At 59.0% G+C, this 21,141-nt stretch carries 15 protein-coding genes; 6 read left to right on the top strand and 9 right to left on the bottom strand.

Annotated features, from left to right (window positions below; genetic code table 11):
* Positions 1-627 precede the first annotated feature (627 nt).
* The 4 genes from AWU74_RS02430 to AWU74_RS02415 all read left to right on the top strand — a co-directional run bounded on the left by AWU74_RS02430 (position 628) and on the right by AWU74_RS02415 (position 3,775).
* Positions 628-1,527 (top strand): ComFC family protein, encoded by a 900-nt coding sequence (locus tag AWU74_RS02430; RefSeq protein WP_238580132.1) that lies wholly within the window; start codon positions 628-630, stop codon positions 1,525-1,527.
* Between the two features lie 92 nt (positions 1,528-1,619).
* Positions 1,620-2,225, top strand: coding sequence for a LemA family protein (locus AWU74_RS02425; protein ID WP_062327213.1), 606 nt, complete (start codon positions 1,620-1,622; stop codon positions 2,223-2,225).
* 27 nt (positions 2,226-2,252) lie between these two features.
* On the top strand, positions 2,253-2,960 hold the full coding sequence (locus tag AWU74_RS02420; RefSeq protein ID WP_062327182.1) for a TPM domain-containing protein: 708 nt from the start codon (positions 2,253-2,255) through the stop codon (positions 2,958-2,960).
* On the top strand, positions 2,954-3,775 hold the full coding sequence (locus AWU74_RS02415; RefSeq protein WP_062327180.1) for a TPM domain-containing protein: 822 nt from the start codon (positions 2,954-2,956) through the stop codon (positions 3,773-3,775). Before AWU74_RS02420 ends, AWU74_RS02415 begins: the two co-directional genes overlap by 7 nt.
* 25 nt (positions 3,776-3,800) lie before the next feature.
* On the opposite strand, the gene murD is transcribed toward AWU74_RS02415, so the two are convergent.
* The 6 genes from murD to larA form a co-directional block, all read right to left on the bottom strand.
* Positions 3,801-5,306: a UDP-N-acetylmuramoyl-L-alanine--D-glutamate ligase gene (gene murD / locus AWU74_RS02410; RefSeq protein WP_062327177.1), complete on the bottom strand. Its 1,506-nt coding sequence runs from the start codon at positions 5,304-5,306 to the stop codon at positions 3,801-3,803.
* Positions 5,306-6,151, bottom strand: coding sequence for a DNA/RNA non-specific endonuclease (locus AWU74_RS02405; RefSeq protein ID WP_062327175.1), 846 nt, complete (start codon positions 6,149-6,151; stop codon positions 5,306-5,308). Before AWU74_RS02405 ends, murD begins: the two co-directional genes overlap by 1 nt.
* 961 nt (positions 6,152-7,112) lie before the next feature.
* Complete coding sequence (locus AWU74_RS02400; RefSeq protein ID WP_062327172.1) at positions 7,113-8,531, bottom strand: FAD-binding oxidoreductase; 1,419 nt, start codon at positions 8,529-8,531, stop codon at positions 7,113-7,115.
* Positions 8,524-9,531 carry an electron transfer flavoprotein subunit alpha/FixB family protein gene (locus AWU74_RS02395; RefSeq protein WP_062327171.1) on the bottom strand — a complete coding sequence of 336 codons (1,008 nt, stop codon included), beginning with the start codon at positions 9,529-9,531 and terminating at the stop codon, positions 8,524-8,526. The genes AWU74_RS02400 and AWU74_RS02395 overlap by 8 nt, the downstream gene beginning before the upstream one ends.
* Positions 9,528-10,328, bottom strand: a complete 801-nt coding sequence (locus AWU74_RS02390; RefSeq protein WP_062327210.1) for an electron transfer flavoprotein subunit beta/FixA family protein — start codon at positions 10,326-10,328, stop codon at positions 9,528-9,530. Before AWU74_RS02390 ends, AWU74_RS02395 begins: the two co-directional genes overlap by 4 nt.
* Before the next feature lie 142 nt (positions 10,329-10,470).
* A complete protein-coding gene (larA, locus tag AWU74_RS02385) occupies positions 10,471-11,769 on the bottom strand; it encodes a nickel-dependent lactate racemase (RefSeq protein WP_062327170.1) in 1,299 nt (432 codons plus the stop codon).
* Between the two features lie 873 nt (positions 11,770-12,642).
* Here larA and AWU74_RS02380 point away from each other — a divergent pair.
* Complete coding sequence (locus AWU74_RS02380) at positions 12,643-13,431, top strand: 1-acyl-sn-glycerol-3-phosphate acyltransferase (protein ID WP_238580131.1); 789 nt, start codon at positions 12,643-12,645, stop codon at positions 13,429-13,431.
* On the top strand, positions 13,431-14,057 hold the full coding sequence (locus AWU74_RS02375; RefSeq protein ID WP_062327167.1) for a DciA family protein: 627 nt from the start codon (positions 13,431-13,433) through the stop codon (positions 14,055-14,057). Before AWU74_RS02380 ends, AWU74_RS02375 begins: the two co-directional genes overlap by 1 nt.
* Before the next feature lie 741 nt (positions 14,058-14,798).
* Here AWU74_RS02375 and AWU74_RS09990 read toward each other — a convergent pair.
* The 3 genes from AWU74_RS09990 to greA form a co-directional block, all read right to left on the bottom strand.
* Positions 14,799-15,242, bottom strand: coding sequence for a Uma2 family endonuclease (locus AWU74_RS09990; RefSeq protein WP_238580130.1), 444 nt, complete (start codon positions 15,240-15,242; stop codon positions 14,799-14,801).
* Between the two features lie 121 nt (positions 15,243-15,363).
* Positions 15,364-17,193, bottom strand: a complete 1,830-nt coding sequence (gene glmS, locus AWU74_RS02360; RefSeq protein ID WP_062327161.1) for a glutamine--fructose-6-phosphate transaminase (isomerizing) — start codon at positions 17,191-17,193, stop codon at positions 15,364-15,366.
* 445 nt (positions 17,194-17,638) lie between these two features.
* Entirely contained in the window at positions 17,639-20,347 is a 2,709-nt protein-coding gene (gene greA / locus AWU74_RS02355) for a transcription elongation factor GreA (RefSeq protein ID WP_062327159.1), read from the bottom strand.
* Positions 20,348-21,141: the final 794 nt, after the last annotated feature.

Raw genomic sequence — 21,141 nt, 5'->3', positions numbered from 1 at the left:
TTTGCAAACTCGCGGCATATAGGGGGCGCTACTGCACGCCGAAGGCTTGTGACCGAGTTCCCTGAAGGAACTCGGCAGATAAGTGAAGACACGTGCTACCGAGTTTGACTTCGCAAACTCGCGGCATAGAGGCGCGTATGTGCGGCAAACTCGCGACGTGTAGGGCGGGCATAGCGACAAAAGCGCGGGGCGAAAACCCTGCGTTTTCTGCGTCCGGCGCGAAGCGGCAAGCCATTATTGTGGTTGTCTTCTATTATATATGCGCGTCCGCGTCAGGGTTATAACACGGGCGTGCAGGCGCTCCGCGTTCGGCAGTAACCGAACATCCGAGTTTCTTGAGGAAACTCGGCATATAAGGTGGGTGGGTGAACGGCATGGAGGTTTTCGCCTTTCGGCGGAACGCTCGGCAGCCTCGCGGGTGACCCCCCGGCAAGCCTTCACGGAAGTGGCGACAGGCGCTTGCCTCTATGCCGAGTTCTTTCAAAGAACTCGGACGTTACCCGCAGGGTAACGCGGCATTCCTGACACGGGCGTGTTGGCATTCCTGACACGGGCGTGTTGGCATTCCTGACACGGGCGTGTTGGCATTCCTGACACGGGCGTGTTGGCATTCCCGACACGGGCGTGTTGGCATTCCTGACACGGGCAGGTTTGACATTCAAACATAGGCAGGTTTCTGTCCGCCTCTATGAGCAGGGCATATTTCGCTGCTGCCCGCGCCATACTAATGGCGTGCGTCTGCCCCGTCTTCCCCGCCCGCTTCGCGCGCTCGCGTGTTGCGCGCCGCACGCCGTCCGCGCTGCGCTGTACGGCGCGCTGAGCGTCCTTGCCGGCGCGGATTCCTGCCTCTGCTGCGGGAAGCCGACGCATTCCCTGCCGCTCTGCGCAGCCTGCGCGGACACGCTGTCCCGCTACGAAGGGCTTGAAACGCGCTGCGCGCGCTGCGGCAGGGTGCTGCTCTCTGAATCGGGGACGTGCACGGACTGCCGGAGAACGGAACGGGAAAGGCGTCTGTCGTTTTGCTTCCCGATATTCGCCTATCGGCTGTGGCGGCAGGAGCTGGTGTTCGCGTGGAAGACGCGCGGGAACAGGCTCTTCACGCCGCTCCTTGCCGGAGTCGCCGTCTCCGCGCTTGAAAACGAACTGCGCCTCCGCGAAACCGGCGCGGCAGTCGTTCCGGTGCCGCCGCGACCGGGAAAAATCAGGAGCGCCGGCTGGGATCAGGTCGAAGACCTGTGCCGCTGGCTTGAAACGCGGCACAAGGTTCCGGTGCAGCGGCTGCTCAGGCGCCGCTCGGCGCAGCAGCAGAAGCGGCTGAACTCGGGCGAACGGCGGGAGAATGCCCGCCGCGCTTTTTGCCTCAGCGGCAACGCGGAGCGTATGGCGGCGCGGCGCGAGCTTCCCGCGCGAATCATCCTGCTCGACGATATCCGCACGACCGGCGCGACGCTCGACGCCTGCGCGTCCACCCTTTCCCGCGCGGGAGTCGCCGACATACGGGCGCTGGTATTGTTCGGCGCCGACTGACGGCTCGAAGCGTTTCCGCCCGCTGCGGCACGGATTGCGTGCCTGAAGCAGCCGACCTTGACGCCTCGCCCCAAAATTGCTACGTTTTCGATATGAAGCGAAGATACGTTGCGCTTATCGTCGTTGCCGCAGTCGCCGCGGCGGCGCTGTCGGCATACCGGTATTACGCCGGAAGCTATAACCAAATGGTCTCTCTGGGCGAATCGGTGGACAGCCGGTGGGCGCAGGTCGAGAACCAGTACCAGCGGCGGCTCGACCTGATACCGAATCTGGTCGCCACGGTAAAAGGCTACGCCGCGCACGAAACCGACGTCTTTACCCGCGTCGCCGAAGCCCGCGCGAAGGCGGGCGGCGTCATGCAGGTCTCCTCCGACATACTGAGCGACCCCGACGCGTTCAGGCGTTTCCAGCAGGCGCAGGCGGAACTGTCCGGCTCGCTCCAGCGGCTGCTTGCCGTCTCCGAAAGCTACCCGGAACTGCGCGCGAACGAAAGCTTTCTGGCGCTGCAGGATCAGCTTGAGGGCACGGAAAACCGCATATCCGTGGAGCGGAACCGGTTTAACGAGGCGGTGCGGGCATACAACACGTTTATCCGCCAGTTCCCGCGCAGCCTCATTGCGGGGAGCGCGGGCTTTGCGGCGCGCTCGTACTTTCAGGCGGACGCGGAAGCCTCCCGCGCGCCGTCGGTCGCGTTTTGACCCGCGCGTAATCAGGGAGCCTGCCGCATGAAGACGCCCGCAATGCTGAAACGAATGCGCCTCGCCGAGGATTCGCTTGCCCGCATCGCCGAGGCGGTGCGGAATGCCGAAGCGAAGACTTCCGGCGAAATCGCGCTCGCGCTCATCGCCGAGAGCGGGGACTATTCGTTCTGGGAACTGTTCTTTTCCGTGACGGCGGGTGCGCTGGCATTCGCGCTGCTGCTGCCGTTTTCCCCCGCCATAGCAGCCCTGCTCGACCGCGCGTTCTGGACTGCGCCGGTCTGGCAGCTTCCCGCCTTTTTCGGCGTTACCGGCTTCGGCATCGTCGCAATCCTGTTTATGGCTGCCAGCATTCCGGCGCTTGACCGAATCGTCGTTCCCGCGCGGGTGCGTTCGGCGACGGTGCGGCACCGCGCGTTCCGGCATTTCGCCGAGAGCGGCGTGTATGCCACCGCGGGGCATTCGGGCGTCTTGGTGTTCGTGTCGTACCTTGAGCGCGAGGTCCGCGTCGTCGCCGACACCGGCATCAGCGGGAAGATCTCCGCCGACCTGTGGAAGCTTATCGCCGACGAGTTAGCCGCGGGCATTAAAGGCGGCGGCAGCGAGGCGGCGTTTATCCGCGCGGCAGAGCGGTGCGGCGAGCTATTGGCGCAGTATTTTCCCGCTGAAGCGGAAGGCGATAATCCCAACGAGCTGCGGGACGGACTGACGGTGCTGGAGGCGGACGAATGGTAGCAAGAACGAGCCGAAACGAAGCAAACGGGCGGGCGGAACGAATGCGCGGAAACGCGCGGTTTGGCGCAGTATGCGCGGCGCTGCTGTGCGCAGCACCGTGCCTGTTTGCTGCCCGCGCCGTGCCACCGCTCGACGGTGCGGTAAACGACCACGCACAGCTTCTATCCGCCGCCGAGCGGCAGGAACTGGGCGCGTTCTTGACGGACTTTGACCGGCAAACTGCGTCGCAGATTGCGGTGCTCACCGTGCCGTCTCTCGAAGGCGAGGATATCGACTCGTTTGCGCTGCGCGTCGCGGAAAGCTGGAAAATCGGCAAAGCGGGCACCGATTCGGGCGTACTGCTCGTAGTCGCGCTTCAGGAATACGGCATTTCGATTAAAACGGGCTACGGCGCGGAAGGCGCGCTGACCGACGCGAAGTGCGGGCTTATCGTCCGCAACGTGCTCGCCCCCGCCTTTCGGGATAAACGCTACGGCGCGGGCATAATCTCCGCCGCAAAGACCATTGCAGGCGTCATTTCGGGAGACGCCGCGGAGGCGGGTGCGGCTGAAGCCGCCGAACCTCTGGAGGAATCCGCCGTCTCCCCCGAAGCGATCCTCGTCGCCATATTCTTTTTTATCGTATTCTTCTCCGGCTTCGTAAACAGAATCGGAAGCCGCCGCTTCGGGCGCGGGCTGTTCTTTGTGCCGCTGTTCTTAGGGGTACCGGGGCGAGGCGGCTCTTCCGGCGGGCATTCGCCGGGCGGCTCTTCTCCGCGCGGGTTTTCGGGCGGCGGCGGGCGTTTCGGCGGCGGCGGCGCAAGCGGCAAATGGTAGGCTGGCACACGCCGTTGCGTTTCGCTTAGCGCTCCCGAAAGATTTCCGCAACCGCTTTCTTAAACCGCTCCCCGCGGTCAAACTCATTCTGAAACATGCCGAACGAGGTCGCTCCGGGCGAAAACACGACGATTTCCTGCGCGTCCGTTTCGCCGTTTTGCCGCGCCGCCGAGAATCGCCGCAAAAGGCGGGTTCTCAGCGCACGGAGCAAGCCTTCAAGCGAATCATGAGGTCCTTCATAGGCAACGCCGCGCTCGTCGAGCAGGGGAATCAGCTTGTCGGTGCCGCTGCCCGCAAGCAGGCAAATCGACGCGGCGAGAAAGACGGCTCCCGGCGCCTTCAGCGCGTCCGCGAGCGGCGCAAAGTCGAGCGACTTGTCGGTACCGCCCGCGATAAGGTGCACTGGCTTGCCGAACGCTTGAACCGCCGCCGCTGCCGCTTCGGGGACGGTCGCCGTGGTGTCGTTGTAAAACCGCACAGCACAGCCCGGCGCGGGCTGCCATTCGCGGAAGTACTCCAGCCGGTGCGGAATGCCGCGCCATTCGGCAAAGGCCGTCCGGCACGTTTCCGGCGGCACGCCCAGCGCGGCGAGCGCGAGCGCCGCGTTGAGCACGTTCAGCCGGTTTTGTCTGCCGGGTATGAGGAGCGCGTCGACGGCGACGGCAGGCTCGCGCATATCCGGCAGGCGAATCATGCCCGTGCCGTCCGGTTCCAGCCACGCGCCGAAGCTGCCGTCAGGCAAGGGAGCCGCGCCGTACCGTAACACGCGGGCGGGGGTTTCCGCCGCGAACTCGTCGCCCCACGGGTCGCGGGCGGCGCAGATAGTCCACGCGGAGGCGTCCTGCCCTGCGTAAATCACCTTCTTATCCGCGACGTAGGATTTCATGCTGCCGTACCAGTTCTGGTGGTCGCGCATAATCGGCGTAATAACGGCGACGCGGGGGCGGAGGATTCCGCGCCCGGCGAGGTCGGCGAGCTGCCAGCTTGAAAGCTCCAGCACTACCGGCGTGCGCACGGTCGTCTGCTCGAGGAATGAGAGCGGGCTGACGGTGATATTGCCGCCGAGGAATGCGGTGAATCCCGCCCGGCACAGCCCGTAATGAATGGCGCTCGCCGTCGTGGATTTGCCCTTGCTGCCGCTTACCGCGATTATCGGCGAAGCGGAAAGCGCGAGGAACGTCGACAGGTCGCTTTCGACCGTGCGGGCGGCGGCAAGGAAGCGGTTGCCCTCGTATTTGACCGCGGGGTTCTTAATGACCGCGTCCGCGTCCGCAAAGTCGGCAAGCTCGTGCCTACCCAGCGCAAAGCGGAGGCGCGCCGCGTCGAGCGCGGGGTCGTCCTTGAGCGCGCGCACGGTCTTGGCAAGCTCGGCTTCGCTTTTCAGGTCGGTCGCCGTCACGAACGCGCCCCGCTTCAGGAAGAAGCGGACGGCTTCTTCGCCGCCCCCGTTCAGCCCCAAGCCCATGACGGTGATTCTCTTGCCGGCGGGCGAATGCGTCTGGAAATAGCTTCCGGCGGGGTAGCGGCGCATCAGCGCTCCGTCTGCTGCCACGGTTCGCGGAGAAAGACGCGCTCGACGGCTTTCTCTTCCCGGTTGCGCAAGGCGGAAAAGAAGTCGAGCCCCGTGCGCCTTTCCACTTCGTCGACGGTGCAGGCGTAGTCCATATAGCTGCGGCCGGGGTTCCGGTTCGGGACGATGAACCCGACCGCCGTGAGCGCCCGCTCGCCTTCCGTGCCGGACACTTCGAGGAGCACCGCTTTATAGTGGTATTCCGGCACGGCGACGTTGTTCTCGCCTATGCGCGGGAACGTGGTTTTGTCGAGAACGGGACCGCTTATCACCCACGCCCTGCCCCGCGCGGCGGCGGCGCGGACGGCGCGTTCAAGCTGCGCCCAGACGCCGCGGTTACACTCCGGCGTCTGGGGCGTTATGTTGCTCATATAAAACGACTCGCGCATAGCCCGCTCGCTGTAGCGCATGTCGGCGGCGGGCGCGAGGTGCCCGCGGTCGTAGCCCGAGCGGACGTAGTCGGCGGGGGAAGCAGAGCCGGTCGAGATTGCCGGGTCGCTTATGAACGTTCCCCCGCGGCTGACGGCGGCGGCGCGCTTTTCGGGGGTGAGTTCGTAGGCGACCCACTCCGCTTCCTCGAAGCTTTCGCGGTAGCAGAGCGCAAACCCTTCGTAGGCGTGCATTTCGTGGTCTTTCGCCGCGAGCTTTTTGGAACAGGACGCGGCGCACTTCGGGATTTCAAGGCGGGGCGGCAGAGCCGCGCGGTACGGCACGGTTCCCGCGGGCGTTTCCGCGAAGAGCCGCGGGGCGAGCATGCAGAGGCACAGCAGGAGCGGCAGCCCGCGCCGTTTTTTGGGTGCAGTCATTGCGCTTTATGTTTCGGGAGAAGCGCCGTCCGGCTTGAACGTTTCATGCGCACCAAGAGGCAAGAAATAGCGGCTACCGAGCAGGCTTTGCCTCTATGCCGAGTTCTTTCAGGGAACTCGGACGTTCGGCGCAAGCCGAACGCTTCATGCGCACCAAACGCCTCGCTTCATGCGCACCAAACGCCTCGCTTCATGCGCACCAAACGCCTCGCTTCATGCGCACCAACCTTATGTGCCGAGTTCCCTCAAGGAACTCGGACGTTACCCCTACGGGGTAACGCTTCACGCCCGCGCAGGCGTCTCTGTGCCGCCCTGTACGCCTTCACCCATAGGCAAAACCTCTACACCCGCGAGTTTGCAACGCAAACTCGGTAGCAAGCCAAAGGCTTGCGGCAGTTCCCTCAAGAAACTCGAACATTCGGCTACTGCCGAACGCTGCCGACTACGCCGCTTGACAAATATATTAGTATCGATATAATTATTGCTATACTTCAAAGAAGCGCGTATGCTGACGGGTTTCAGTAGAACGGCATATGGATAAGACCTGTCGGCAACGAGCCGAGAGCACCGCCCTCGCGTCCCGCTTCGGGGCGAGGATGTATAAACAGGGACGGAATCTATAAGCGGGGACTGAAGCAAAACCTGCGGCGGCGGCAGAGGGCACGGAAGGCGGAGCGAGCAAGGCAAGCTCTCAACACGCCATGCATGTGCAATTTCCTTCGTGCATTCTCCTTCGTATAGACACGAGCCTCGTCGTCCGTGTCCTCTGCGACCGCCGCACATTTCAGCCAACACAAGAGGCGGGGGCATTCCGGCTTTGAGCCAGAATGCCCCCGCTTAAAATGCGCTATCCGCTTCGACAAGCAAGACTTGCCGGCGGCGAGCCTGCGGACGCAAAACAGGCAGAGCTTTCGCCCTGCCTGTTTTGCGCGCATATATGCCGTTCGGCTACCGCCTGTTTTTATACGAATATCTTGCCCGGGTTCATAATGTTGTTCGGGTCCCATGCCTGCTTCAGCGCCTTCATCAAGCCGAGCTCCGCCGGGTCAATTATATCCGCAAGGTAGCCCCGCCGCTTAATGCCGATTCCGTGCTCGCCGGAGATTTTGCCGCCCAGCTCGCCGGTAATGCGGTACAGTTCCTTCAGGCATTCCGTCTCGTTCCGCTTCCACGCTTCGCCGCTCATCGCCGGGTCTTTCACGAGCGTCGCGTGCAGGTTGCCGTCGCCCGCGTGCCCGTAGCAGGGAATCTGCACGCCGTACCGCTTCCCCAGCTCTTCCAGCTTCGGGATGATTTCGGGTATGCGCGAAATCGGCACGACTATGTCCTCAAGGCTCTGCACGGGGCTGAACGCCTTGAACGCTTCGGCTATGTTCCGGCGCACGTTCCAAATCCGCTCGATATTATTCCGGTCCTCCGCCACGTACACTTCCTGCGCCCCGTGCGCCTCGCACAGCTTGCCGATTTCTATCAGGTCCAGTTCTATTTGCGCCGCATTCATACCGTCAAGCTCGATAAGCAGCATAGCCCCGCAGCGCTCATAAGGCAGGCTTTCGTTCAGGTACTTGCAGCTTGTAATCACCGAAAGCTGGTCCATAAACTCGATGCTCGTGGGGGTCAGCCCCTTGGCAAGCACCACCGGCACCACATCGATAGCCGCTTTCGGCGTCTTGAACAGCACCAGAAGGTCGGACTTCGCCGTCGGGCAGCCGATAAGCCTGACCGTTGCCTTCGTAACGATTCCGAGCGTGCCCTCCGAGCCGATGAGCACCGACTTGAGGTCGTAGCCGGTAACGTCCTTCGCCAGCTTGCCGCCCAGTTCGATAATATCGCCCTGCGGCGTTACCACTTCGATTCCGGCTATGTAGCGCCCCGTAACCCCGTATTTGACCGCCTTGCCGCCGCCCGCATTCTCCGCAATGTTGCCGCCGAGCATGCAGGTCTGAAGACTCATAGGGTAGCCCGCGAAGAACAGCCCTTCCGCCTCTACCGCGCCGGCAAGTTCGTTCGTAACGATTCCCGCTTCGGCGACCGCTACCATGTTCGCCTTGTCCAGTTCCAGCAGACGGTTCATCTTTTCCAGCGACAGCACGATTCCGCCGTATTCGGGAATCGCCCCGCCGGACAGCCCCGACCCTGCGCCGCGCGGCGTTACGGGGATATGCGCCCGGTTCGCCAGCTTCACCACGGCGGCAACCTGCCGCGCGTTCAGCGGCAGCACCACCGCTTCGGGCATATACGCATACACCGCCGCTTCCGTCTCGTCGCGGGAATAGGCTTCGGTCTTTTCCGCGCCGGTCAGCACGTTGCCTTTGCCCACGATTCCCTGCAATTCCGCCACAATCTCCGGCGTTACCGGATTATACGCGGTCTTAGCCATGCTGTGCCCCCTTCCGCGCGTCTAAGCGTTTGATGATTTCGGGCACCACCCGAAAGGCGTCGCCCACTATGCTCAAATCCGCAAGCTGGTGCAGCGCCGCGTCCGGGTCGGAGTTTATGGAGACGATTGTTTCGCTCGTCTTGATTCCCGCGAGGTGCTGAATCGCGCCCGATATGCCGATTCCGACATACACTTTGGGTGAAATCGTCTTGCCGCTCAAGCCTATCTGGTGCGGGTAGCTTATCCAGCCCCGGTCGACCGCGTCCCGCGACGCGCCGACCGCGCCGTGCAGCCGCTCGGCAAGCTCCCGGAGCATGCCGAAGTTTTCGCCCTTCTTCAGTCCCCTGCCGCCCGCGACCACAACGTCCGCCGCCTCGATTCCGAGCGCGTCCGCCTCGTCGCGCCGGTAGCCGGTAACTCTGGTTTTCGCCGCAGGGATTTCCGGCAGGGGGATATGCGCGATTTCACCCTTCCGCGCTGCGTCAGCCGCAAGGGGGCGCGCCGATTTGGGGCGCACCGTCGCCATTTGCGGACGGGTATCCGGCGTCTTTATCGTCGCCATGATGTTCCCGCCGATTGCGGGGCGGGTCTGCAGCAGGTTTCCCGTGCCTTCCTCAACGTCGAGTTCGGTACAGTCCGCCGTAAGCCCGGTGCGGAGCTTTATTGCCGTATACGGCATAAGCGTGCGCCCCGCCGAGGTTGCCGCCGCGAGGATAATCGCGGGCTGGTATTCCCTGATAAGGCTCTCCAGCGCCCGCGCGTAGGTTTCGCACACAAAATATTTCAGCGCGGGGTGCTGCATCGAGTACACCGCGTCCGCGCCCTGCTTGATAAGCCGCTCCAGCGCGGCGGCGCTCACCCCGTCTCCGAGCAGCACCGAAACCAGCCCTGCGCCCAGTTTGTCCGCCAGCTTCCTTCCGCGCACAAGCAGCTCGAAGGAAACCGCTTTCAGCTCGCCGTCAAACTGCTCGGCGAGCGTCCATACCGCTTGTTTTGTCATGCGATGAGTCCTTTTCTGTCCAGAAGCGCAATGAATTCGTCCGCCGCGTTCTGGAGCGCGAGCTCGTCTTCCGCAACGAGTGTCTTGCCGCTCCGCGTTACCTTTGGCGAGGCGATTTTGACCACTTTGGTGGGCGAGCCTTTCAGCCCAATAAAGTCGGGGTTCAGTTCCATCTTCTCCGCCGCATACACCGGAATGTTCAGTTCCATGGAACGAATCTTTCCCTTCAGCGTGGGGAGGCGCGGGGTGGCAACCGCTTTTACCACCGTAATGAGGCAGGGGAACTGTGCCGAGACAAGCTGGTAGCCTTCTTCCACCAGCCGCTCAAGGCGAATCCCGCCGCCCTCTACGCCGCCGATTTTTGACACATAAGTTATCGCCGGAATATCCAGCCACGAGGCGATTCCCGGCCCGACCTGCGCGGTGTCGCCGTCGGTTGCCCGCTCGCCGGTTATGAGCAGGTCGAAGCCGCCGAGCGCGCGAATGCCCTGCGCCAGAATGTAGGAAGTGGCGCAGGTGTCGGAACCGCCGAATTTACGGTCAGAGAGCAGTGCTGCGCCGTCGCAGCCCATAGCGACCGCCTCTTTCAGCGCCTTCATCGCCTGCGGCGGTCCCATAGACACGGCAGTTACGGTGCCGCCGTATTGCTCCTTCAGCCGGAGCGCCGCTTCCAGCGCGTACAAATCCAGCGGGTTCACCACCGTTTCGACCCCTGCGCGGACGACCGTGCCGGTCTCCGGGTCCATCTTCACGTTGCTGCTTTCCGGCACCTGTTTTATGGGTACGAGTATCTTCACTGTTTCCTCCGTAATGCTCCGCGTTGCCCGCGGACATAAAAGCGCACCTTCCCGTACGGCAGGCGTCGCTGCCCGGAACCGAAGGCGCATTCAGCACAGCCTATCCGCCTTGAACGGGGTTTGTCAACAAACCGCCGCGGGCTTACGCGCTGCGTTGCGCTTCGGGCACCGCCCTGACTATGACCGAGACGCCGTCGGGTATCGCGGTAATCGTGGCGCGGGGGTTGTGCAGAAGCTCCTCCGCCTTTCCGAGCGCTTCTTCGAGCGAATGCGCGGGGAGCATTTGGAACTCCCGCACCACGTCGTCGGACGCGGACGACACATAGACGACATGCGCGTGGCGCAGCACCCGGCACAGCACCTGAGACTCCCACTGGTCTACCCTCGTGCTCTGCTTCGGGGTGCGGGCGAAGGATTCCGCCATGCGCTCAAGGTTTTTCTCGCTGCGGAAGGCGTTGAAGAACGCCTCGCCGCCGTGCCCGTCGTTCGAGCGGGCGCACATGATGATGACGCCGCCTTTCTTTACCGTCGCTTCCGCCGCGGTCATGCCCTTCACCGCCTGATAGATATTCTGGTCGAGCGGGTAGCCGCCGTTCGTCGTAATGACTATATCTGCGGGGAGGGCGTCGGCTTGGCAGCGCTCGGACAGGAAGCAGCAGCCCGCCTTATGCGCCGAATCGGCGCCGCCGGAGACGGCGTACACCACCTCTTTCGCCGAGTTTATGACCACGTTGCAGATAAACGCGAGACGCGCGGCGTGCGCGGCGTGGCGCATATCGGCGTGAATGGGGTTGTCGGCAAGGATTCCGGCGCGCGCGAAGGGGCTGCCTATGAACTCGGCGTTGTGGTTATAGAGCACCGTCTCGCGGCTTGCGATTCCGGGCAGCACACTCTTTCTGCCGCCGGAGAAGCCCGCGAAGAAGTGCGGCTCGATGAAGCCTTCCGCCACCAGCAGGTCGGCTTCCGCCGCCAGCTTGTTGACGACAAGGCGTCCGCCGGAGGGCAGCTCGCCCAAATCGACCGTCGGGGATATGTCGCAGTCGTGCACTACGATATTTTCCCGTGCAACGACGTCCTCGCCGAACTTGCCCGCCAGCTCTTCCTGCGTGGTTCCGCGGTGGCAGCCGGTCGCTATCAGCAGAGTGATATCGGCGCACGGGTTTCCCCAGCGGATTTCCTCCAGCAGGGGCGGGATGATAACCTTGCTCGGCACGGGGCGGGTGTGGTCGCTCGCAATGACGACGACCTTTTTCTTGCCTACCGCCAGCGCGCGGAGCTGGGGCAAGCTGACGGGACGACGGATAGACTCGCGCACCAGTTCCTCGGGCGTGTCGGGGGCTTTATATTCGTGCATTTTGGAGACCAGCGCGCCCAGAAAGCGGTCGTCAGGGAGGGCGGCGTCGAGCGTCCCGGTGCCGTAGGGGAAAGCGATTACTGGCATGACAGACTCCTTCGTATTCGGGCAGGAGTATAGCGCGAGAAGCGGATGAACGGCAAGCGGTGGCATAGAAGCGCCCGTATCGGGAGTGTCGCGTTTACCTTGCGGGTAACGTTCAAGTTTCTTGAAGAAATTTGACAGAGAGGCAAGCTCCTGGTGCCGTTTCCGTGAAGGCTTGCCGAGGGTTTCCACTCACGAGGCTGCCGAGCGTTCCTTCGAAAGGCGAAAACCTCTATGCTGTTCACCCACCTTATGTGCCGAGTTTCCTCAAGAAACTCGGCACATTCGGCTACTGTCGAACGTGGAGCGCCGTCATAGGGCAAGCGGCTTTGCCTGCTCCTTTTCCCTCTCGTTCGGTAACCATATTGGACGGAACCGCACCCGCCGACCTTCGACAAAGCACATTCTCTCCCTTTCGGCAAGCCTTTCTGCCCCGCCCCTATGCCTTGCGCCGAGCTTGCTGGGCGACCCCCTATCGCCACTCAAAGCTATCTAGCCGTGCTTCCCAGTACTCGTGCCTCATGCGGGCGCTGGTGCTGATATTCACGAAACTGTCGGCGGTATCGACCTGCGCCCCGATATGCGGTCAGCCGAGGCGCGATACCGCAATGACGTCGTCGCTCTCAATATGCACCTACACCTGAGAGGGCGTTTCCACTCCGCCTTCGGCCATGTCGCCGTCGCACAGGACTATCTCCGTCTGCGCATATGCATAATTTCTTCTTCTATTATACAAGCGCGGCGCGCTCTGACGCGCCGCTCGAAACCAGCATACGAGGCACGGAATAGCGTGTCAATTGCAAAGGAAGCACGGGGCGTTCCCCTTACGGAGTTCGGCTACCGCCGAACGCGGAACTCGGGCGTAAAACATTCGGCTTGTGCCAAACGCCCTATACCCGTATACTGCTGCCCATGATGGCTACGTTCCTGACGCTTGTCTGCCTGTTTCCGGCGCTGGGATTCGTCGGGCTTTTGAATATCATCCTGTATCCGGTGTCCAAAGCGGCGTGCGTGCGGGTGTCCGACTATATCGTCAGCGTGTGCGCCCCGCGCATATTCGCTATGTTCGCGCTGTACAAGCATTTTCGCTTCATCAGCTACCCCGACCGCAAAAATGAGCTGCCGGAACAATTCCTGCTCGTGTCAAACCACCAAAGCCTGCTCGATATCCCCCTCTATATGAAGTTCCTGCGCGGACGGGCGCTCCGCTTCGTCGCAAAAGCCGAGCTGTCCCGCTATGTGCCGGTCGTTTCGGAGATGCTCCGCGCGCACGAGCACTGCATGATTTCCCGCACGGGCAACGCCGCCTGCGCTATGTCCGCGCTCGACTCGTTCGCCGACCGCGTCTCCGCGCGGGGGCAGATACCGGTGATTTTTCCCGAAGGCACCCGGAGCCGCGACGGGCGGCTCGGCGCGTTCTATGCCGCCGGAGCGCGCCGCCTTTTGACCCGCGTGCCTATGCCGGTCGCGGTGTGCGCGCTCGAAGGCGGCTACCGGATAGCGAGCCTGCGCGGAATCGCGCGGAACCTCCGCAACGGGAGCTACCGGGTAAAAATCCTCAACATATACCCCGCGCCACGCAACAAAGAGGAGCAGGCGCATATTCTGGAAGAAGGGAAGGCGCTGATTCAGGCGCAGCTTGACGCGTGGCGGCAGGAGGACTAATGGCAGATACGGAACGCATTCGTCAGGCAGAGGCTGCCCGCCTGCCGCTGGCGCGCGGGGCGGGTGCGGAGCACATTTGCCCCGCGGCGGACGTCATATCCCGCCTGTTTTCCGGCATTAATCCGGCGGATATGCGGCACGCGCAGAAGCTGGGCAGCGTGTGGCGGGACATTCTGCTTTCGATTTCACCGCCGTTCAAAAACGACGAGTACGCCAGGCGCGACGAGGGCGAGCTGCTGTACAGCCACAGCAGGGTCGTCGATTTGAAGCGCGGCATTCTGCTCATAGAGGCGGACCACCCGGGCTGGATTCAGCTGCTGCAGCTGCATCAAAAGTACATTCTGACGGGGCTGCGCAGAAAAGCGCCTGAACTGGAAATCAGGGTGCTGTCGTACCGGCTTCGCGGGCAGAAAGCGGAAATCTCCCGCGGCTCGCGGAATCTGACGCGGGCGGAAACCGAAGCGGCGCTTGCAAAGCGGACGGCAGGGACGGAAGCCGCAGGCGGGCGGGAAAAGGCGCGGCGGGCAAAAATGTCGGACGCGCCGCCGGAACTGCAAGCGGTGTTTGCCCGCCTCAAACAGGCGGTGCGGGACGCGGCGAAAAAAACGCCCGCCGCCCCGCGCTGAGCGTTACTCGTGCGCCGCACGGGTAACGTCCGAGTTCCTTGAAGAAACCCGACAGATAGGTAAAACTTATATGCAGTAAACTCGCGGCACAGCGGTTCTCGTCTATGGGTCAGTGCCGCTCTTTGGTTTATCCTACAGAGGAAAGGCGTATTGAAGCGCATAGTGTCCGCGCCTACGAAAGATATGCCGACGAAACAGGACGGAGGTTTTTGAAATGAGAGTACAGGGGGAGCGTTATGAAGCGCAGGTATAGCATTGCTTTTGGCATAATAGTCTGTATAGCAATGAGCAGCATTGCGTGTAAGCATGATACTGACGGCACTGTTAAAAAGGTAACTATAGCCCGTATAACTGGGATGAATCCTTATTACGATAGCAGTATACAAGTGTGGAGACCACTTGGGAGGCTTTTATATATTTTCTACAGAAGCAATCGGGATTAATTGTAGATACGCAGCGTATCAAACGTTACTGGGACAATAATGAAACATTCTCGCTTGTTGACGTTTTTAGCCATGTTACGCTTCGGTTCTCTTTTGCAGTATAAGGCGTGAATGGCTGACAGGGGAGACTCGTCTCAGGCAAGCGTCGAACTCTCAGGCTTTAGCCTGTTCTGTCCGGCGCAATCGGCAAGCCTGCGGCGTCTGGCGGTGTACCGCCAAAGGTTCCCGGTAGACCGCCAAAATCCGGCGGCAGGAAAAGACAGGCTATAGCGGCACAGCCTTTGCACCGCACCGCGCGTTATTCTTCGGCGAAAACTTCCGGCAGATGAACGACGCAGCCCGGCAGCGCCGAAACGGCAACCGACGCGGCGGCGCCGTACACAGAGGTAACATAACGCTTGCTTTCAAGGATATGCGTCTGGACGGTTTTGTCTTCGGGGTTTACCACCCAATATTCCCTTACGCCGGCGGCACAATACTTATTGAATTTGACGAGGCAGTCGTTCCGCGACGTAGACGGCGACAGGATTTCAACCGCCATATCCGGCGCGCCGTTGCAGCCGCGCGCGTCGCGCTTCGCCTTGTCGCAGACGACCACAATGTCCGGCTCGACGACGGTATCATCGCGGTTGTCCGAGCGCGGAAAGAGCCGTACCGCATACGGCGCAGGAAAAACCTTGCAGGGCTTCCCCGTCGATAATCTCGTAGCGCTGGTATTCGTCCCACGCCAGAAAGTCGGCATACGTATAATGCGCCGCTTCAGTGTGCGCCGTGTTTTCCACGATATTTCCTCCTGATTTGCCTTCTCCGCCCATAACGCCTTGCCTGACTGCGAACTATCGCTCAGCGCTTCTGCACAGGGCTTATTCGACCGTAACGCTTTTTGCCAGATTGCGGGGTTTGTCGGGGTCGTTGCCGCGCTGCACGGCGCAGTAATACGCGAATAATTGCGCGGGGATGACCGACAGCAGGGGCGAAAAAGCGTCGCGCACGTCGGGGATGACGACGGTTTCGTCGCCGCATTGCGCGAAATAGCCGCCCGCGTCCTGCGTGATAATCAGCGCCGCCGCGCCGCGCGACTTGAGTTCCGCCACGTTGGACGCGATTTTGTCGAACAAGCCCCGCTGTGTCGCCAGCGTTACCGCCAGCGTGCGCTCGTCCACGAGCGCAATCGGTCCGTGCTTGAGTTCCCCCGCGGCAAAGGCCTCCGAATGTGTGTAGCTGATTTCCTTGAGCTTGAGCGCGCATTCGAGGCTCGCGGCGTAATCGAACTGCCGACCCATAAAAAACACCTTCGCTTTATTGAAATGCCGCGCCGCGCATTTTTGGAGCGACTCTTTGGCTTTCAGCGCCGTTTCCGCCTTTGCGGGAATCGCCTCCAGTTCCGCGATATACGCCTGATAGTCGTCCGCGCTGACGGTGCCGCGCAGTTGACCAGCTTTCAGCGCGAGTAGGTACAGGCACATGAGCTGGGTGGTGAACGCCTTGGTCGAGGCGACCGCGATTTCTGGTCCCGCCCGCGTGTAGACCACCCGGTCGGCTTCGCGCGCGAGCGTGGAACCGACGACATTGGTAACGGCGAGCACCTTCGCGGCGCTCCTTTTAGCAAGGCGCGCCGCCGCGAGCGTATCGGCGGTCTCCCCCGACTGGCTGACGGCGATAAACAGGTCGGCGGGGCGCGACACGGGACTGCGATAGCGGTATTCGCTGGCAACGTCGGCTTCGACAGGGAGGCGGGCGAAATGCTCGAACGCATACTTCGCCACAATGCCCGCGTGCCACGCCGTGCCGCAGGCGACAATAACTATGCGCCCGGCGGTCTTGAAGTCGTCGAGGCAGAGTTCTTCAAAGAAAATGTCCTTGTGCCCGTCGGTTCCGGCGATATGCGGACGCAGGGTGTCGGCGAGGGCTTTCGGCTGCTCGTGGATTTCCTTCAGCATGAAGTGCGCGTAGCCGCCTTTTTCCGCCGCGCCGACGTCCCATTCTACGCGCTGCGTGGCGCGGGACACCTTTTCGCCTTCGCCGGCAAAGAAATCGACGCGGTCGCGGTAGAGCACGGCGATTTCGCCGTCGTCGGGGTAATATACTTCGCGGGTGTGTTCAAGCAGCGCGGGCACGTCGGAGGCGATAAAGGTTTCGTCCTGACCTTTGCCGACGACGAGCGGGCTGTCCTTCCGCACCGCGACGAGACGGTCGGGAAAATCGCGGCACAGCACGCCGAGCGCGTAGGAGCCTTCAAGCCGGCGCAGCGCCTGCAATACGGCGTGAAGTAAATCTCCCTTATAATAGTAGTTGATAAGGTGCGCGATGACCTCGGTATCGGTCTGGCTTCTGAATGCTGCGCCCCGCTCCGCAAGCCAGTCTTTGAGGCGGGCGTAGTTTTCGATGATGCCGTTGTGCACTACCGCAATGGTGCCGGAAACATTCGTATGCGGGTGCGCGTTGCCGTCTGACGGCTCGCCGTGCGTTGCCCACCGCGTGTGCCCGATTCCGACGGTGCCGGAAAGCGTTTCGCCCGCGAGCCGCTGTTCAAGCACCTTGAGCATGCCCTTCGCCTTCCGCACGGTGATTTCGCCCGCGTCCAGCACCGCGATTCCCGCCGAATCGTAGCCGCGATACTCCAGTTTTTTGAGCGCGTTAATCAGCAGCGGCGTCGCCTGCCTGCACCCCACGTATCCCGTTATGCCGCACATGCTGTACCTCCGTCGAGTCCGTATCTTAGTGATTTTGACGGGCGGCGGCAAGGCTGGAATCGGAAAGCAGGAATATCTGTTTTGCGCTCCGCCGCGCGGTTCCCTGCTTCGGAACGGTTTGGGAACAAAACCTACTTCAAAACGGAAGGGGGACTTACTTCAAAATCGGAGCAGGGTTATCTCTCGTTTTGCTAGGCACAAGAATCAATTCCTTGCTTGAATAAAAAGCGATTCAAGGACGTGTTTGCGCCTTACTTAAAAGCGACGAGATACGGCGTGAAACTCGACGAAAAACAATGCCTGCCGATACAAGGCGTTCTGCCAAAACAATGACAAAAAGAAAAAATTATCAGTGCTTCATCGAGTAAATCCCTTGCGGCAATTCTTTGCTCGTTTTTTCTCTTTAATGTCAGCCATATCAACGGCAAAATGTCTCGCCTGTTCGTTAAAATTGTGCCGCTTCGATTTTTTGTATCGTATAAGAACGGTCTTGTTCGTTGATTATGAAATCTCGCTTCTCGCCTGTTTTGCTGTTCAGAATCGCGTTGCCGAACGGCGACATATACGAAATGATATGATTTTCAGGGTCGGATTCCCACGGTCCCAAAATCGTGTAAGATTCCGTCTCGCCCGTTTTTTCGTTTTTGAGCGTTACGCACGTTCCGAACGATACGCGAACCGTGATAATCGTTGTTGGGTCAAATATGTGCGCACGGTTGATTTCTTCCTGAAGTCGGCTTGCCGATAAAGCGAGCAGCACCTGCTTTTCCTTTGCGGCTTTATACTCCGCATTTTCGCGTAAGTCGCCCTGTGCCATTGCTTCGCCGATTTCCTTCGAATTCGCCGGAATCTCTACAGCTGTGATATGGTCAAGTTGTTGTTTTTTTGCTTCATACATCTTCAATGTAACCAAGAGACCCTGCGGTGTCATTTTTTTTTCTTCCGTGCCGTGGAATTTAAATTCAGGGTATTTTGTCAAAATACTGTTTCGCATCTTCATCTTAATCGCCGAATCAAGCTCTTTCAGGTCGTCAACCAGCGTATAGAGTCGCGTAATGGTGTTTTCGTCGTTGCCTAACATGTAAGTAAGCAGTGCTTTTTTTTTGAACAGAAGCGTCTGAATCTGTCGGTTGATTTTGCGGTTTTCCATCGTGTTAAAGTGATTTGCCATTTCGCGACACGTCAAATCTATGAGGTGAATCATCGTGATAAGCTGTTTTTCATACGGAACGCCCGCTTCCTTAAACCAATCTTCTTCCTGGCACTCGCGGAAAAAGAAAATCGCCGCTTCGCGGTATTCGCGGAAATTATCGAAGCATTTTTGAGCAAGCTCTTTCACTTTGTCCGCATGACCGTCGTCGAGCAATATCGCAATCATTTCGCGCCGCAACGCTATCGGAAACAGCTTTATATATACGTCAACCCAGTTCGGCAACAGCGTGTGGACGCACTGTAAAAAATCTTTGCGAAGGAAGGTGATTTTGGTGTCTTTCAGAGAAAGATATATTTCGCCATAACGATTCGGTTCTTTAATTTCTTCAAAAAGCTCGGCAAATGTGCGTTGCGTATCTGCCCCTAAATGCGGATGTTCAGAGGCAAGTCGGCGAATCACCAAAAACGACGCGATAATCTGCTCAGACACCGAACTTGTTTTTAAGTAGCCCGCGAAATAATCGTACATTTCAGCAAACAACTCCGATTCCGTGCCGACGTCTGCAACAAAACGAATTAAGGTATCAATGCGGTCAAAGAATTTTTTCTGCGCCTTAAACTCACTCGCCAGTTTTTCTTCTGGAGGCACTTCATGGTCACGTACCTTGTACTGGGAAATATTGTCAGGATTGACGCCGAACAGCGAATTGCTGTTGAGAATTTTTCTCGATGCGACACTCCAGCTTGTCCACTCGGACGGAGTCAAAATCGACGGCACCAGTTCGGTCTTTATCTGTTTAAAATCGCAGTTATTGCCGAAACTCTTGATAAGCATCTTGAGCGCCCACGTTTTATCTTCTTTTATCTGCTTCGCAAGCTCTTCTTTAGATTTCGTCGCTTTGAGTACCTGAATATGCTCGTGTGAAAGTGGACGCAGCGCGGTTGTTGCCATCTTGAGCGACATCTCACGTACGCTATTTTTTTTTCCGAAGTTTATGGAAAGCTGGTCGCCTAACACTGAACGGATAATACCAATGCCCCATGAACGATGGAACACGAAATTTTTTACGTCGAATGCGATATGCTTTTCAAAATCGGAAATCGCCTCGAACACATTGCGCCAGTTTTGATTCAGATTCGACTCGCGGATGCACATCTCCAGTTGGCTATGCTCCGCATATTTGCCGCAGAAACAATTCACAAGTTCTTTCCGCGCCCATACGTTTTTTTCGTCTATGGAGAGCATCGTTTTCAGAATGTCGATTGCCGTATCCCACCGTTCGTTCTCGCGATAATATCCATAAAGCTCCTGCATCATCAAAGCACTTTTGTCTTTATTGATGTTTTTCGCTATTTTGCGCTGTATTAAATAGAAAAAATCAATTTCTTCAGGAATAAAAGATATGAGTTTTGACCAAACCTCTTTTGCCTGTGCAAGCTGTTTTAAATCAATATAGCGAAGTATCGCTTTTTTATAATAACTGACAGTCTTTTCCAGATCGCTTTGTTTTTCGTAATACTCCGCGAGCCGCCGTGCGATATCCGCTTCGTCGTGATCGAGATTTACTAGACGCTCGTACAGTCCCCAGACTTTATCGTTGTTCTCCGCACGGTAGTGATCGGCGAGCACCCTTATGGCAAATCTATTGGAATCGTCTTCATCAAGGATGGTTTCACATAAAAACACGACGAGGTTCGTCTTGTGATTATCCTGAAAAATCCCAATAAGCGTCTCTAGCGCACTGTTATCAAGCATTCGTTTTTTGAGCATGAAAATACCCGACAGGTACAATGCAATGATGCTGTTTTGAGTATGCTGAAGATGTTCATCGCAGAGCGCTTTTATTTCGTCGACGCAGTTTTCAGCTTTCGCCGATTCTGCGATTTGAGCAAATTCAATAAAATTATTTTTTGAATAATCGCTGATTGTTGCTCGAGTCCATTTTTCTTCATTGAGCATATTCTGGATATTTCGTATCAATTCTTCAGATGTTTCAGACATACACTGCTCCTGTTTTCAGTCAGTACTGGGATAAACATATTCTTAAAACTGCGTCCGAGTGCTACAAAATCTATTATTCTAGTATATCGATTATAGATATCTATATCAAGCATTTCGGCTTTCAAGCTGATTTATTCAGCTCGCCCTGCTCCTTCTACAGCGAAATCAGACGAGCAAGAAGTCAAAAAAAATAAAGAATCCCCGCTGCTTGCAGCGGGGATTCTTTATTTTTCCCTTATGCTCTGACATTTCGTCTCTCCGCGATTTTTCGCAAGGCGAGCACTCATGCCGCAAACGCCCTGCATTCCGTATGCGTATCAAATTCACGGAAAATGGACAACAGGCAGCGCGCCTTCGCCTCTATCACCGAGTTCCCCCAAGAACTTCGGACATTATCCGTGCACCGCACGGATAATGCGTAATGCCAAACGCTGCGTTTGTAACGCCGGATTCTCCGTTTGGCGTTACAAATATGAAGGACGGGGAATGGCGGCGCAAAAACGTGCGCAAATCCGCCGAAGCGCGCCTCTGCCTCTATCCGATAAGCCCACCGCAGACTTGCGGCAAACTCGAACGTCCGGCTACCGCCGAATGCCCCGCACCGCGTCGATTTCGCTTTGCAGCGCAATAGTCTCCTGCAGCGCCGCGACAATCTGCTGGTACTGCTCTAGGTAGTGTGGACTGGATAAAGGGAAAGAGGTAAAATGGGAAGCATGAAAAGAAAAGAAGGCATTCACCGGCATGATATAAGCGACGAGGCGTGGGAACGGATAAAAGAACTGCTGCCCGGGCAG

The organism is Treponema endosymbiont of Eucomonympha sp., assembly GCF_001028545.1.
The sequence above is the reverse complement of the archived record's forward strand: the minus strand, read 5'-3'. Positions and strand labels throughout refer to the sequence as shown.

What these genes read in the sequence shown, in the direction of transcription:
- AWU74_RS02425 (WP_062327213.1), top strand. Translation starts at nt 1,620, where the DNA reads ATGAAGCGAAGATACGTTGCGCTTATCGTCGTTGCCGCAGTCGCCGCG.
- AWU74_RS02420 (WP_062327182.1), top strand. Translation starts at nt 2,253, where the DNA reads ATGAAGACGCCCGCAATGCTGAAACGAATGCGCCTCGCCGAGGATTCG.
- AWU74_RS02415 (WP_062327180.1), top strand. Translation starts at nt 2,954, where the DNA reads ATGGTAGCAAGAACGAGCCGAAACGAAGCAAACGGGCGGGCGGAACGA.
- murD (WP_062327177.1), bottom strand. Translation starts at nt 5,306, where the DNA reads ATGCGCCGCTACCCCGCCGGAAGCTATTTCCAGACGCATTCGCCCGCC.
- AWU74_RS02405 (WP_062327175.1), bottom strand. Translation starts at nt 6,151, where the DNA reads ATGACTGCACCCAAAAAACGGCGCGGGCTGCCGCTCCTGCTGTGCCTC.
- AWU74_RS02400 (WP_062327172.1), bottom strand. Translation starts at nt 8,531, where the DNA reads ATGGCTAAGACCGCGTATAATCCGGTAACGCCGGAGATTGTGGCGGAA.
- AWU74_RS02395 (WP_062327171.1), bottom strand. Translation starts at nt 9,531, where the DNA reads ATGACAAAACAAGCGGTATGGACGCTCGCCGAGCAGTTTGACGGCGAG.
- larA (WP_062327170.1), bottom strand. Translation starts at nt 11,769, where the DNA reads ATGCCAGTAATCGCTTTCCCCTACGGCACCGGGACGCTCGACGCCGCC.
- AWU74_RS02375 (WP_062327167.1), top strand. Translation starts at nt 13,431, where the DNA reads ATGGCAGATACGGAACGCATTCGTCAGGCAGAGGCTGCCCGCCTGCCG.
- AWU74_RS09990 (WP_238580130.1), bottom strand. Translation starts at nt 15,242, where the DNA reads ATGCCGACTTTCTGGCGTGGGACGAATACCAGCGCTACGAGATTATCG.
- glmS (WP_062327161.1), bottom strand. Translation starts at nt 17,193, where the DNA reads ATGTGCGGCATAACGGGATACGTGGGGTGCAGGCAGGCGACGCCGCTG.
- greA (WP_062327159.1), bottom strand. Translation starts at nt 20,347, where the DNA reads ATGTCTGAAACATCTGAAGAATTGATACGAAATATCCAGAATATGCTC.